Consider the following 13,720-nt stretch of genomic DNA (forward strand, 5'->3'; position numbering starts at 1 on the left):
AGTCGTGAATCCAGGCGACTCGGTGGCACTGAAGCATTGTAAGGGGCGCTTCGCACCCCAACGGGGGCAAGCCCCCTCGCCACAAAAGCCCCTTCATCCCATTGGTCGGGACTATTTAGGATAAAGCGGCGGCAACCCGCTGTCGCCGACCACGCCTTGAACCCCTTCGGCCGTCGGGATCGCCCGGATGGCGCGCCAGAGTTCTTCGCCTTGCCAGTACTGGCCGGTTTCGCTGTAGAGCGCGCCGTTCAGGCCGTCGAGGGCATCGGACAGCGGCACGAAGCGGGCGGCCATGTCGGCCAGGGTTTCCGGTTGTTGCCGGGCCCAGGCGTCGAGGGCCTGGCGGGTGGCGTGGGTATCGTTGGCCTGGCAGGTGCGTTTGAGGTCGTCGAGCAGCGTGCGTGGGCTCGGGCCGGTCTGCGCTGCCCGCAGGACTGCCGGTTGCGAGCGGGCGCGCCACCAGAGGCCGAAGCCCAGCAGGGTGGTACAGGCCAGAATTGCCGTGCTGAGTTTCCACCACCAAAGGGCTTCGTTGCTGGCGCCGGACATCACCAGCGGGCTGCTCGCCGGGGCGTCGACGATCAGGCTCGGATTGCTCGCCACTTGCAGCGTGCGGGCCGGCAGGCTGCTGTGTTCCAGATGATCCTCGAAGGTGTTCCACCAGACTACTTCAACGCTCGGCAAGTCGATGTCGCCGGTGCGGATCGGAACCAGGGCTTCACGGTCCTCGCGACTGCCGACCAAGCCACGCTCCCCGCTCTGGTTGCTCAGCACCGGTTGATCCGGGTAGCGCCGCAGGCCGTTGATCTCGGTGGCGGGCAATGGTGGCAGTTGAGAACTGGCGAGGCCTTCGGCGCTCAAGGTCAGGCTGCGGGTCAGCGAGTCGCCGACCTGCGCATGATCCGGTTCCGGGCTCCAGCTTTCACTCAGGCTCAGGCTGCGGGCCGGCAGCCAGGGAGCATCGGCTGGATAACTGCCGGGCTTGGCCTTGACCGTCAGCGGAATCTCGGTGGAACTGACGCGCATCAATTTGCCCGGTTTTGGCCCCTGGGGCGATCCGTCCTGGGACGGTTGGGCATCGACCAGTGTGGCACTGAATACCTGCGCCGGAATGGTCAATACACCGCTGTGCTGTGGGTAGATCGCGTAGCGCATTTCGATCACGCCGTGGCGCAAACCGTTGATCGCTTTCTCGTAGGTGCGCGACTCGCCCAGTTGTTCGATGCGCGCATCGGGAATCTGCAACGGGGTCAGGCTGCTGTCGTCGTACAGCGACACCGAATGATAAATGCGCAAGGTCAGGATCGCCTGAGCCTGCACATAGACGCTGTTCTGGTCGAGGCTGGTTTCGATGAACACCGGCGCTAGCGTGTTGCTGCTGTCCTGGGTTTCGCTTTCGATCACCTGCACGGTAATCGGTTGGCTCTGCGCCTCGCCCAGTTGCAGTGACGGAATCACCACACTGCCGTTCTGCCGGGGCAGCAGGGTGATGATCCAGCGGGTGGTCGCTTGAGTGTTGCCGTTGAGGGTGTTCGGTTGGTTGACTTGACGGGTACCGCGCACCTCGAACTGCGGCTCCAGCGGAGTCAGGTCGGGTTTGCCGAACTGGGTCACGTCGCTGGATTCCAGAGTCAGTTCGACCGTCTCCCCGGAATTCAGGCGACTGCGATCGACACTGGCGACCAGTCCCGCAGCCTGGGCCTGAGCGGTCCAGAAAAGCAGTGCAAGCAAGAAGGCGGTGAAGCGGGTCATCGAGTTTTTCCCTGATCCTGATGTTGTTGCTGTTCGTACCAGAATTTGCGCCTGAGCAGTTCGCCGGGATCATCCGGGATCTTGCGCAGCCATTGCTCCAACGCCTGTTGCTGTTCGCCTTCGAGCATGTCGCTGGCGGGGCGCCGTGGTGGCGTGGTGCTTTGTTCATCCCCCAATTCGCTGCCCGGAACTTCATTGGCGCCCGGTTGCGGTGGTGCCGTGGGCGGCTGCTCGGCGTCCGGCGTGGCCTGTTGGGCATCGGTTTTCGGCTCGCCATCGCTCGGCTGGGTGGCGCTGCCCGGTGGCGGTTCCTGAGGCATGGTTTCGGTTTCGCCCTCGGCGGTTTTGTCCGGCTCGACGGGCGATGTAGCGGTTTTCTGCTTGAGCAGCGTTTCCACCAGAGCCTTGTTGGTCAGCGCCGGGCGCAGGTCTGGCTGAAGTTCCAGCGCTTGCTCATAAGCGTCCAGCGCTGCTTCCAGTTCGCCGCTCTTGGCCAGCGCGTTACCCCGATTGTAGTGGGCGTGGGCGTCGTTGCCTTGGGCAAACCGCTGGGCGGCGCCACTGTAGTCGCCGGCTTCATAGAGCGCCACACCTTGCCATTGCGGGTCTTCGAAATGCTGCGCGGCTTCGGCAGGGCGCTTTTGTTTGAGCAAGTGCAAACCCTGCTGATCGGGCCGCAGCCACAGGTCTTCGAAATCGAAGGCGTAACTCGGTTGCGGCAGCAGGAACAGCAGCGGCAAGCAGAACAGCCAGCCGCGACGCCCGGCACAGGCGGCCAGCAACAACAATGGCAGCAGCAGCCAGTAGCCTTGATCGGCCCAGGTGTCGAGGCGCAACGTCTGGCCGTCGTTACGCAGGTCCCGTGGGCCGTCGAGCAGGCCGAGGTCGCGCAGGTCGGCATCGTCCAGGCGTGCCTGGGCGTAACGTCCACCCAGGCCATTGGCAAAGGCTTTCAGGCTGGGGCCGTCCAGATGCGGCACCAGAATCGCGCCCTGATCGTCCTTGAGGAAACTGCCGTCGTCCTGCGCGACCGGCGCACCTTCGGCGGTACCGATGCCGAGCATCAGAAATTGTGTGGACTTGGCGTCCAGCGCCTGACGAATCCCTTGGCGTTCGTGTTCCGTCAGCGACGAACCGATCAGCAGGATCCGTCCCTGGCCGAGGGCACCCCGATCCAGCAGCGTCAGGGCCTTGGCCACCGCCAGATCGGCGCGATGACCGGCCTGGGGCATCAGTGACGGCTTGAGTGCATCCAAAAGATTGCGGCTGGTCGACAGGTCGTCCGACAGTGGCACCAGCGTGTGGGCGCTGCCGGCGTAGACGACGATGGCGGTCTGCGCGTCGCTGCGGTTTTGCAGCAGATCCAGCAGTTTGCGCCGGGCCTGTTCCAGCCGGTTTGGCGCAACGTCGGTGGCGAGCATTTCCGGGGTCAACTCAAGCAACACCACCAGCGGGTCAGCGGGTTTCTGGCCGGTTTGTTCGACGCGTTGCCAGCTCGGCCCCAGCAGAGCCAGCACGGTCAGCACCCAGGCCAGGCCCAGGGCGACCCACGGCAGTTTGCTCTCGCGACCGCTGCCACCACTGAGCAACGCGGCATGGAAGGCCGGTGGCAGAATCATTTGCCAGCGACCCGCGCGCTTCTGCCGGTGCCAGAGTTGCCAGAGCAACCAGCCCAGCAACGGCAGCAATAGCAGCCACCAAGGGCGGAACCAGTATGGCCAGAGAGCGATCATCGGCGCCTCCGCAGACGCAGGCGTTTGAGGCGCTGACGCCAGTCGGGCAGTTGCGTATGCAGAAACCGCTCTTTGGTAAACAGCTTCTTGGTGAATAGACGTTGCAACGGGTTATCCGGCCAGCGCTCACGGATCACCAGCAGCATGCTCAACAGCAGCGCCATCGCCAGCGGCCAGTGATACAACGCCTGGGCCGGACGGGCCTGCGTAGGTTGCTGGGCCACCGGTTCCAGTTTGTCGAGGGTGGTCTTGATCGCCTGCAATTCCTGGCCGTCGCGGGCGCGGAAATACTGGCCTCCGGTGGCTTGGGCAATGGCTTTCAAGGCCGGCTCGTCGAGGTCCAGGCTCGGGTTGATTCCCAGGAAGCCCAGGGTGCCGCTTTGTTCCGGGTCGGCGCCAATGCCGATCGGGTAGATTTTTACGCCTTCATTCGCCGCCAGGCGTGCGGCGGTCAGCGGATCGATTTCGCCGCCATTGTTGGCACCGTCGGTGACCAGAATCAGTACGCGGCTTTGTGCCGGGCGTTGGCGCAGGCGTTTGAGGGCCAGGCCGATGGCGTCGCCGATGGCGGTGTTCTTGCCGGCGATGCCGATTCGCGCTTCGTCGAGCCAGACACGCACGGTATGGCGGTCGAAGGTCAGCGGTGCTTGCAGATAGGCCTGGCTGCCGAACAGGATCAACCCGACCCGGTCGCCATCGCGACTTTCGAGAAAATCACCGAGCAAATGCTGCACCAGTGACAGTCGGCTGACGTCTTCGTCCTGCCACTGCATGTCGGGGAAGTCCATCGAGCCGGAGACGTCCACCGCCACCAGCAAATCGCGGCCACTGGCGGCAATCGGTAGCGGTTCGCCGAGCCATTGCGGGCGCGCTGCGGCGATCAGCAGCAACAGCCACATCAGAATGAACGGGGCTTGCTGGCGCCAGGTCGGCAGGTTGGCACGGGCGCGGCGGCGAGCGAGGCCTTCGAGGTCGCTGAGGAAGCTGACCTTGAGCGCCGGTTCGCCACTGTCGGCCACCGGCAACAGCACCCGCATCAGCCATGGCAGCGGCAGCAGGGCGAAAATCCACGGCCAGGCGAACTCAAACATGTTTGCGAATCCAGGTGTCGACGGCTTGAGTCAGGCCAGCGATGGCCTTGTCGTCGAGTTTGCATTCGGGCTTGTAGGCACCTTCCACCAGCACCATCCAGCGAGTGAGGCCGGCAGCCGGGCAGCGGTTATCAAGGAACGCCAGCCATTGGCGCCCGTTGAGGGTGTGGCTCTGGCTATAGGGGTAGTGGTTGCGGCACAGGCGTTTGAGCAAGCCATTGAGTTGCTGCAGCCAGGCACCGGCCGGGGCGCCGTCGTAGGGTTTGGGCATCAACGCGAGTTCGGCCAGGGCGGCGAGGCGCACCGGGTCCAGCGGTTGTTCGGCACGGACGATCGGGCGCTTGTCCGGAATGAAGCGTCGCAACTGCCATACGCCGAAACCGATCAGCGGCAGCAACAACAGCAGCAGCCACCAGCCCGGTGCCGGCGGCCAGAAACCGATCGGTGGCGGGGAAATCAACGGTTGCAGTTGATCGAGGCTGCTCATCGACCTTTCCCCGGACGTTGTGGGTTCAGGTATTCGCGCAATTGCTCAACCATCTCGCTTTGGGTGCTCAACGGCATCAGCAACACCCGCAGCTTCTGCGCCAGCAGCTCCCAGCGGGCGATGCGTGCTTCCGCTTGGGCGCGATAGGCCTGGCGCAGGTCGAAATTCAAGGTGTCGAGTTCCAGTTGCGCGCCGTGTTCGGCAAAACGAAGCAGGCCGGCGGCGGGCAGGGCGTGATCCAGCGGGTCGGACACCGGCAGCAGCAACAGGTCGCAATGGCGCGACAACAGGCTCAGCTGTTGTTCGGCACTGTCGGACAGGGCGCGTTCGTCGCAGATCACGATCACCAGGCTGCCGGGGCGCAGCACTTCCCGGGCGCGGCGCAGGGCAATGCCGAAGGCGTCGCGGTCCGGCTCGCGTTCGGTGTGCAGCGACTGATTGACCCGCACCAGCCGGTTGAGCAGTTGCAGCAGGCTCTGCTTACTGCGTCGCGGCTTGATTTCGTAATGCTCGTTGTCGCCGAACACCAGCCCGCCGACCCGGTCGTTATGCCCCAGCGCGGCCCAGCCAATCAGGCTCGCGGCCTGGGCGGCCAGCACCGACTTGAACATCAACCCGGAGCCGAAAAACAGCCGACGGCTCTGTTCAACCATGATGAAAATCGGTCGTTCGCGCTCCTCATGGAACAGCTTGGTGTGCGGTTCCTGGGTCCGGGCGGTGACGCGCCAGTCGATGCTGCGCACATCATCGCCGGCCTGATAGACCCGCACTTGATCGAAGTCCACCCCGCGCCCGCGCAGTTTGGAGTGGTGCAGGCCGATCAGCGGGCTGCGCTGGCTCGGCGTGGAAAACAGCTGTACTTCGCGCACGCGATGGCGCATCTCGATCAGCTCGGCGAGGCTGATGCGGATGCCCGGCTCGGGCGGCAGAAGGGTGTTCATCGGGGTCAAGCGACGGCTACGACGTCGAGAATCCGCTGGACCACCCGGTCCTGGTCGATGCCAGCGGCTTCGGCTTCAAAGGAAAGAATGATGCGGTGACGCAACACATCGAACAGCACCGCTTGAATGTCTTCGGGGCTGACGAAGTCGCGACCGGCCAGCCAGGCGTGGGCCCGGGCGCAACGGTCGAGGGCGATGGAGCCGCGTGGACTGGCGCCGTAGGCGATCCATTCGGCCATTTCCGGGTCGAACTTGGCCGGGATCCGCGTGGCCATGACCAGTTGTACCAGGTATTCCTCCACGGCGTCGGCCATGTACAAGCCGAGGATTTCCTTGCGCGCGGCGAAGATCGCCTGCTGGCTGACCCGGCGTTCAGGTTTGGTTTCGCCGTGCAGTGCTTCGCCACGGGCCTGTTGCAGAATCCGTCGTTCGACGGTGGCGTCGGGGAAGCCGATTTTCACGTGCATCAGGAACCGGTCGAGCTGGGCTTCGGGCAACGGGTAGGTGCCTTCCTGCTCGATGGGGTTTTGCGTGGCCATGACCAGAAACAGCGGCGACAGCTCGTAGGTGCTGCGCCCGACGCTGACCTGGCGTTCGCCCATGGCTTCGAGCAGGGCCGACTGGACCTTGGCCGGGGCACGGTTGATTTCGTCCGCCAGCACCAGGTTATGGAAGATCGGGCCTTGCTGGAACACGAAGCTGCCGGTTTCCGGGCGATAGATTTCCGTGCCGGTGATGTCGGCCGGCAGCAGGTCGGGGGTGAACTGGATGCGATGGAACTGTGCTTCGATGCCTTCGGCGAGTTCTTTGATGGCCTTGGTCTTGGCCAGCCCCGGGGCGCCCTCGACCAGCATGTGACCGTCGGCGAGCAAGGCGATGAGCAAGCGCTCAATGAGTTTTTCCTGGCCGAGAATCTGCGTTGAAAGAAAGGTTCGCAGCGCGAGCAGCGCTTCACGATGTTCCATCGATGACTGTTCCTGGAAAGGGTGACCGAAGACGTTCGAATAACGCCAGGGCTGGGGGCGTTACTTTAATCCATCGCGGGGGGCGCCGACTAACGGCATTTTGTAGAAATGTGTGGGGTATCAGGGAAGATCAAAAGATCGCAGCCTTCGGCGGCGCCCACAGGCGCGTAGGAGCTGCCGAAGGCTGCGATCTTTTAGCGACCTATCAGGCCAACTCGCTTATATAGGTACCAATCCCCTTGAGGATGTTCTGCAAGGTTTCTTCCACCTCCGCCAGGTCGCTGGCATCGGTACTGTGCAGGATTTCCAGCGAATCGTTGCCATCCAGCGCATCGGCGTCCACGGCGGCGATTTCGATCAGCAGGCGGTCAGGGCTGAGGGTGACTTTCACGCCATCCAGGGCCGAAGGCTTGTCGTGGAAGATGATCTCCAGCTCGTCCTCGTCCGGAAAGCGGCTCATCAGGAACATTTCGCCCTCGGCACTGTTGCAGCAGAGCATGGCCAGATTGTCTTCTTCGTCATCGCACGGGTTGACGATCAAAAGGTCGGTTGTCATTTGCATGGGGAAAATCCTGGCTCGGCGAGCGTTGTGAACACAACAAACGACAATTCTGCCAGCCCTCGGGAATTTCTGCTTGGCTGAGTGTCAGAGGATGTGTCGTGAACATCCGATGCATCTCGAGTCATTTCTGGGACGAAGGTGCCGTAAATCCGGGCATAAAACGCCCATTTTTCTGCACGGCTGCTAGTGTTGTTCGAGGCGCATGCCGCGAGTTACGTGCCGATGACCGAATATGTCGCAGCGCTGCAAGCACGGCCCTTGCCGCACTGGTTAAGCTGCGCAACGGATGAGCACCCGTAAAGGCATTGTCAATGGCTCAATGGTAGCCCCGACAGTCGTTTTTGCAGATGCCCATTCAATGGAAGGTGAATGTGACCTGAGTGTCTCGTCCAGCTTCACCCAACTGTCGTCCTGTTTCCTCTGCCCGAGAATCAGGAACAGGGTGACGGATTGCCCCGAAAGGGGTTTTGCACGCGACGCTTCCATCAATAACAAGCCCAAGCGGAGTACCACAGATGGCGTTCTTCACCGCAGCCAGCAAAGCCGACTTCCAGCACCAACTGCAAGCGGCACTGGCGCAGCACATCAGTGAACAGGCACTGCCACAAGTGGCGCTGTTCGCCGAACAATTTTTCGGCATTATTTCCCTCGACGAGCTGACTCAGCGTCGGCTGTCCGACCTCGCCGGTTGCACCCTTTCTGCATGGCGCCTGCTTGAGCGCTTTGATCACGCTCAATCGCAAGTGCGTGTCTACAACCCCGATTACGAACGCCACGGCTGGCAGTCGACCCACACCGCGGTCGAAGTGCTGCACCACGATCTGCCATTCCTGGTGGATTCGGTGCGTACCGAGCTGAACCGTCGCGGCTACAGCATTCATACCCTGCAAACCACTGTGCTGAGCGTGCGTCGCGGCAGCAAGGGCGAGCTACTGGAAATCCTGCCGAAGGGCACCCAGGGCGAAGGCATTCTGCAAGAATCGCTGATGTACCTGGAAATCGACCGTTGCGCCAACACGGCCGAATTGAATGTCCTGACCAAAGAGCTGGAGCAGGTTCTCGGTGAAGTCCGCGTTGCGGTCGCCGATTTCGAACCGATGAAAGCCAAGGTCCAGGAGCTGATCGAAGGCATCGACAATAGCCAGTTCGCCATCGACGCCGAAGAAAAATCCGAAATCAAGAGCTTCCTGGAATGGCTGGTGGGCAACCACTTCACCTTCCTGGGCTACGAAGAGTTCGTGGTGGGCGAGGATCAGAACGGCGGTCACATCGACTATGACCAGAGCTCGTTCCTCGGCCTGACCAAGCTGCTGCGCGCCGGCCTGACCGTCGATGACCTGCGCATCGAAGACTACGCCGTCAACTACCTGCGTGAACCGACGCCGCTGTCGTTCGCCAAGGCTGCGCATCCAAGCCGTGTGCACCGTCCGGCGTACCCGGACTACGTGTCGATCCGCCAGATCGATGCCAATGGCAACGTCATCAAGGAATGCCGCTTCATGGGCCTGTACACCTCGTCGGTGTATGGCGAAAGCGTGCGGGTCATTCCTTACATCCGTCGCAAGGTCGAGATCATCGAGCAGCGTTCGGGCTTCCAGGCCAAGGCTCACTTGGGCAAGGAACTGGCCCAGGTGCTTGAAGTGTTGCCTCGCGATGACCTGTTCCAGACGCCGGTGGACGAGTTGTTCGCCACCGTGATGTCGATCGTGCAGATCCAGGAACGCAACAAGATCCGCGTATTCCTGCGCAAAGACCCGTACGGCCGTTTCTGCTACTGCCTGGCCTACGTGCCGCGTGACATCTACTCCACCGAAGTGCGCCAGAAGATCCAGCAAGTGCTGATGGATCGCCTGAAAGCCACCGACTGCGAGTTCTGGACCTTCTTCTCCGAGTCCGTGCTGGCCCGTGTGCAGCTGATTCTGCGGGTCGATCCGAAGAACCGTCTGGACATCGACCCGGTTCTGCTGGAAAAAGAAGTGGTACAAGCCTGCCGCAGCTGGCAGGACGACTACGCGAGCCTGGTGGTCGAAAGCTTCGGCGAAGCCCAGGGCACCAACGTGCTGGCCGACTTCCCGAAAGGCTTCCCGGCCGGTTACCGCGAGCGTTTCGCCGCCCACTCTGCAGTGGTCGACATGCAGCACCTGCTGAGCCTGAGCGAAAAAAATCCGCTGGTGATGAGCTTCTATCAGCCGCTGGCCCAGGTTTCCGGTCAGCGCATGCTGCACTGCAAGCTGTATCACGCCGATACCCCGCTGGCACTGTCCGACGTGCTGCCGATCCTGGAAAACCTCGGCCTGCGCGTGCTGGGTGAATTCCCGTATCGCCTGCGCCACAACAGCGGCCGCGAGTTCTGGATTCACGACTTCGCGTTCACGGCTGCCGAAGGCCTGGAACTCGACATCCAGCAACTCAACGACACCTTGCAGGACGCTTTCGTCCACATCGTGCGTGGCGATGCCGAGAACGATGCCTTCAACCGTCTGGTGCTGACCGCCGGCCTGCCATGGCGCGACGTGGCGCTGCTGCGTGCCTATGCCCGTTATATGAAGCAGATCCGTCTGGGCTTCGACCTGGGTTACATCGCCAGCACCCTGAACAACCACACCGACATCGCTCGCGAGTTGACCCGGTTGTTCAAGACCCGTTTCTACCTGGCGCGCAAGCTGGCCAGTGACGATCTGGAAGACAAGCAACAACGCCTGGAACACGCGATTCTGAGCGCACTGGACGATGTTCAGGTGCTCAACGAAGACCGCATCCTGCGTCGTTACCTGGACCTGATCAAGGCGACCCTGCGGACCAACTTCTACCAGACCGATGCACACGGTCAGAACAAGTCCTACTTCAGCTTCAAGTTCAACCCGCACCAGATTCCAGAGCTGCCGAAGCCGGTTCCGAAGTTCGAAATCTTCGTTTACTCGCCGCGCGTCGAAGGCGTGCACCTGCGCTTCGGCAACGTGGCTCGCGGCGGTCTGCGCTGGTCCGACCGTGAAGAAGACTTCCGTACCGAAGTCCTGGGCCTGGTAAAAGCCCAGCAAGTGAAGAACTCGGTCATCGTACCGGTAGGTGCGAAGGGCGGCTTCCTGCCGCGTCGCCTGCCACTGGGCGGCAGCCGTGACGAGATCGCGGCCGAGGGCATCGCCTGCTACCGCATCTTCATCTCGGGCCTGTTGGACATCACCGACAACCTGAAAGACGGCGCGCTGGTACCGCCGGCCAACGTCGTGCGTCATGACGACGATGACCCGTACCTGGTGGTAGCAGCGGACAAGGGCACTGCGACCTTCTCCGACATCGCCAACGGTATCGCCATCGACTACGGCTTCTGGCTCGGCGACGCGTTCGCATCTGGCGGTTCCGCCGGTTACGACCACAAGAAAATGGGTATCACCGCCAAGGGCGCGTGGGTCGGCGTACAACGCCACTTCCGCGAACGCGGCATCAACGTCCAGGAAGACAGCATCACCGTGGTGGGCGTCGGCGACATGGCCGGTGACGTGTTCGGTAACGGCTTGCTGATGTCCGACAAGCTGCAACTGGTCGCAGCCTTCAACCACCTGCACATCTTCATCGACCCGAACCCGGAGCCTGCCAGCAGCTTCGCCGAGCGTCAGCGCCTGTTCGACCTGCCGCGTTCGGCCTGGTCGGATTACGACACCAGCATCATGTCCGAAGGCGGCGGGATCTTCTCCCGTAGCGCGAAGAGCATTGCCATCTCCGAGCAGATGAAAGAGCGCTTCGACATTCAGGCCGACAAGCTGACCCCGACCGAACTGCTCAATGCCTTGCTCAAGGCACCGGTAGACCTGTTGTGGAACGGCGGTATCGGCACGTACGTCAAAGCCAGCAGCGAAAGCCACGCCGATGTCGGCGACAAGGCCAACGATGCACTGCGCGTGAACGGTAACGAACTGCGCTGCAAGGTTGTGGGCGAGGGCGGTAACCTCGGTATGACTCAGCTGGGTCGCGTCGAGTTCGGCCTCAATGGCGGCGGTTCCAACACCGACTTCATTGACAACGCCGGTGGCGTGGACTGCTCCGACCACGAAGTGAACATCAAGATCCTGCTGAACGAAGTGGTTCAGGCCGGCGACATGACCGACAAGCAACGTAACCAGTTGCTGGCGAGCATGACCGACGAAGTCGGTGGCCTGGTGTTGGGCAACAACTACAAGCAGACCCAGGCATTGTCGCTGGCGGCCCGTCGTGCCTTGCCACGGATCGCTGAATACAAGCGCCTGATGAACGATCTGGAAGCCCGTGGCAAGCTGGATCGCGCCATCGAGTTCCTGCCGTCGGAAGATGCGATCAACGAGCGCGTCGCGGCAGGCCATGGCCTGACCCGTGCCGAGCTGTCGGTGCTGATCTCCTACAGCAAGATCGACCTCAAGGAGCAGTTGCTGGGCTCCCTGGTGCCGGACGACGACTACCTGACCCGCGACATGGAAACCGCTTTCCCGCCGACGCTGGTCAGCAAGTTCTCTTCCGCCATGCGCCGTCACCGTCTGAAGCGCGAAATCGTCAGCACCCAGATCGCCAACGATCTGGTCAACCACATGGGCATCACCTTCGTTCAACGGCTCAAAGAGTCGACCGGCATGAGCCCGGCGAACGTGGCCGGTGCTTATGTGATCGTGCGTGACATTTTCCACCTCCCGCACTGGTTCCGTCAGATCGAGTCCCTGGACTACCTGGTCTCCGCTGATGTGCAACTGGAGCTGATGGACGAGCTGATGCGTCTGGGCCGTCGCGCTACGCGCTGGTTCCTGCGTGCCCGCCGCAACGAGCAGAACGCCGCCCGTGACGTCGCGCATTTCGGTCCGCACCTGAAGGAGTTGGGCCTCAAGCTTGACGAACTGCTCAGTGGCGAGATTCGCGACACCTGGCAGGCTCGCTATCAGGCGTACGTCGAAGCCGGTGTGCCGGAGTTGCTGGCACGCATGGTGGCTGGCACCACGCACCTGTACACCCTGCTGCCGATCATCGAAGCCTCCGACGTGACCGGCCAGGATCCAGCAGATGTGGCCAAGGCCTACTTCGCCGTGGGCAGTGCGCTGGACATCACCTGGTACCTGCAACAGATCAGCGCCCTGCCGGTTGAAAACAACTGGCAAGCCCTGGCCCGTGAAGCGTTCCGCGATGACGTCGACTGGCAACAACGTGCGATCACCATCTCGGTCCTGCAACAGGGCGACGGCACCCAGGACGTGGAAACACGCCTGGAGCTGTGGATGGAGCAGAACGAAGGCATGATCGAACGCTGGCGCGCCATGCTGGTGGAAATCCGTGCCGCCAGCGGCACTGACTACGCCATGTACGCGGTGGCCAACCGTGAATTGCTGGATGTGGCGTTGAGCGGTCAAGCGGTGGTGCCTGCGGCTGTCACTAGCAGCGCAGACGCCGAGCTGGAGCCGGCGGCCTGATAAGCGCTGAATGAAAAAGCCCCGCTCTCGAAAGAGGCGGGGCTTTTTTATGCCTGAAGATTTTGTGGTGGCTGATGGCCTCAGCTATCAGTTTTCCAAAGGAATCAGCACTTTCTCATCCGGGGCCAACACCATGAACACCAACAGCTTGGCGGGTTGGGTAGCGCTGGCGTTTTTCGACACCAGATGTTCAGACCCGGCCGGTTCGTACCAGAATTCGCCAGCCTTGTAGGTGGTCGCTTTTTCGCCTTTGACTTGAGAAGTGATCTCCCCCGACAGCACGTAGGCCATGGCCGTACCCTGGTGTTTATGGGCAATGGAAGATTGGCCCGGCTGGTAATCGACTTCGATCATCAAGGCTTTTTTGCCGGGTGCGTTTTTCAGCATCTGGTCTTGCAGGATGGTGACATTTTCCGAAGGGGCGGCAGTTTCGTGGGCGAATACCGAGGCTGAAACGGTTAGCGTCAGGGCGGCGAAAGAGGCAGCAAAAAAGCGAAGCGCATTCATGGTTGATTACCTGTGGTGGTGAGTCGTCAGGGACCACAGTAAGCGGCGCTATCGGCTAATCAAACGGCCAATTTTCCGGAAGATCAGGGGACCAATCACCGAGGCTACATTACCCGTAGCAGCTGTCGAGCCTGCGAGGCTGCGTTCGGCTGCGAAGCAGTCGTGAGTCCGGCTGACACGGTCTGCCTGACGTACCGCAAGCTCTGGTTTGACGACTGCTTCGCAGCCGAACGCAGCCTCGCAAGCTCGACAGCTGCTA

At 62.0% G+C, this 13,720-nt stretch carries 9 protein-coding genes; 1 reads left to right on the forward strand and 8 read right to left on the reverse strand.

The annotated features are described in order from the left end of the window. Positions 1 to 111: 111 nt before the first annotated feature. The 7 genes from ACCC96_RS24185 to ACCC96_RS24215 form a co-directional block, all read right to left on the reverse strand. On the reverse strand, positions 112 to 1,752 hold the full coding sequence (locus ACCC96_RS24185) for a BatD family protein (protein ID WP_413697116.1): 1,641 nt from the start codon (positions 1,750 to 1,752) through the stop codon (positions 112 to 114). Then, positions 1,749 to 3,485: a tetratricopeptide repeat protein gene (locus ACCC96_RS24190; protein ID WP_413697117.1), complete on the reverse strand. Its 1,737-nt coding sequence runs from the start codon at positions 3,483 to 3,485 to the stop codon at positions 1,749 to 1,751. The genes ACCC96_RS24185 and ACCC96_RS24190 overlap by 4 nt, the downstream gene beginning before the upstream one ends. After that, complete coding sequence (locus ACCC96_RS24195; RefSeq protein WP_064618194.1) at positions 3,482 to 4,576, reverse strand: vWA domain-containing protein; 1,095 nt, start codon at positions 4,574 to 4,576, stop codon at positions 3,482 to 3,484. Before ACCC96_RS24195 ends, ACCC96_RS24190 begins: the two co-directional genes overlap by 4 nt. Further along, positions 4,569 to 5,063 (reverse strand): DUF4381 domain-containing protein, encoded by a 495-nt coding sequence (locus ACCC96_RS24200; RefSeq protein ID WP_007941296.1) that lies wholly within the window; start codon positions 5,061 to 5,063, stop codon positions 4,569 to 4,571. Before ACCC96_RS24200 ends, ACCC96_RS24195 begins: the two co-directional genes overlap by 8 nt. Beyond that, complete coding sequence (locus tag ACCC96_RS24205) at positions 5,060 to 6,004, reverse strand: DUF58 domain-containing protein (protein ID WP_019579297.1); 945 nt, start codon at positions 6,002 to 6,004, stop codon at positions 5,060 to 5,062. Before ACCC96_RS24205 ends, ACCC96_RS24200 begins: the two co-directional genes overlap by 4 nt. Before the next feature lie 5 nt (positions 6,005 to 6,009). Next, positions 6,010 to 6,969 carry an AAA family ATPase gene (locus ACCC96_RS24210; RefSeq protein WP_007941298.1) on the reverse strand — a complete coding sequence of 320 codons (960 nt, stop codon included), beginning with the start codon at positions 6,967 to 6,969 and terminating at the stop codon, positions 6,010 to 6,012. 205 nt (positions 6,970 to 7,174) lie between these two features. After that, complete coding sequence (locus ACCC96_RS24215) at positions 7,175 to 7,531, reverse strand: hypothetical protein (protein ID WP_413697118.1); 357 nt, start codon at positions 7,529 to 7,531, stop codon at positions 7,175 to 7,177. Between the two features lie 515 nt (positions 7,532 to 8,046). On the opposite strand from ACCC96_RS24215, the gene ACCC96_RS24220 reads away from it, so the two are divergent. Further along, on the forward strand, positions 8,047 to 12,954 hold the full coding sequence (locus ACCC96_RS24220) for an NAD-glutamate dehydrogenase (RefSeq protein ID WP_413697119.1): 4,908 nt from the start codon (positions 8,047 to 8,049) through the stop codon (positions 12,952 to 12,954). 87 nt (positions 12,955 to 13,041) lie between these two features. On the opposite strand, the gene ACCC96_RS24225 is transcribed toward ACCC96_RS24220, so the two are convergent. After that, positions 13,042 to 13,461, reverse strand: a complete 420-nt coding sequence (locus ACCC96_RS24225; RefSeq protein ID WP_258668633.1) for a cupin domain-containing protein — start codon at positions 13,459 to 13,461, stop codon at positions 13,042 to 13,044. Positions 13,462 to 13,720: the final 259 nt, after the last annotated feature.

It is taken from the genome of Pseudomonas sp. Pseusp11, assembly GCF_047304405.1.
Lineage (GTDB): Bacteria > Pseudomonadota > Gammaproteobacteria > Pseudomonadales > Pseudomonadaceae > Aquipseudomonas.

Excerpts from the sequence above, each read along its gene's own strand:
- ACCC96_RS24185 (WP_413697116.1), bottom strand. The coding sequence starts at position 1,752 with ATGACCCGCTTCACCGCCTTCTTGCTTGCACTGCTTTTCTGGACCGCT.
- ACCC96_RS24190 (WP_413697117.1), bottom strand. The coding sequence starts at position 3,485 with ATGATCGCTCTCTGGCCATACTGGTTCCGCCCTTGGTGGCTGCTATTG.
- ACCC96_RS24195 (WP_064618194.1), bottom strand. The coding sequence starts at position 4,576 with ATGTTTGAGTTCGCCTGGCCGTGGATTTTCGCCCTGCTGCCGCTGCCA.
- ACCC96_RS24200 (WP_007941296.1), bottom strand. The coding sequence starts at position 5,063 with ATGAGCAGCCTCGATCAACTGCAACCGTTGATTTCCCCGCCACCGATC.
- ACCC96_RS24205 (WP_019579297.1), bottom strand. The coding sequence starts at position 6,004 with ATGAACACCCTTCTGCCGCCCGAGCCGGGCATCCGCATCAGCCTCGCC.
- ACCC96_RS24210 (WP_007941298.1), bottom strand. The coding sequence starts at position 6,969 with ATGGAACATCGTGAAGCGCTGCTCGCGCTGCGAACCTTTCTTTCAACG.
- ACCC96_RS24215 (WP_413697118.1), bottom strand. The coding sequence starts at position 7,531 with ATGCAAATGACAACCGACCTTTTGATCGTCAACCCGTGCGATGACGAA.
- ACCC96_RS24220 (WP_413697119.1), top strand. The coding sequence starts at position 8,047 with ATGGCGTTCTTCACCGCAGCCAGCAAAGCCGACTTCCAGCACCAACTG.
- ACCC96_RS24225 (WP_258668633.1), bottom strand. The coding sequence starts at position 13,461 with ATGAATGCGCTTCGCTTTTTTGCTGCCTCTTTCGCCGCCCTGACGCTA.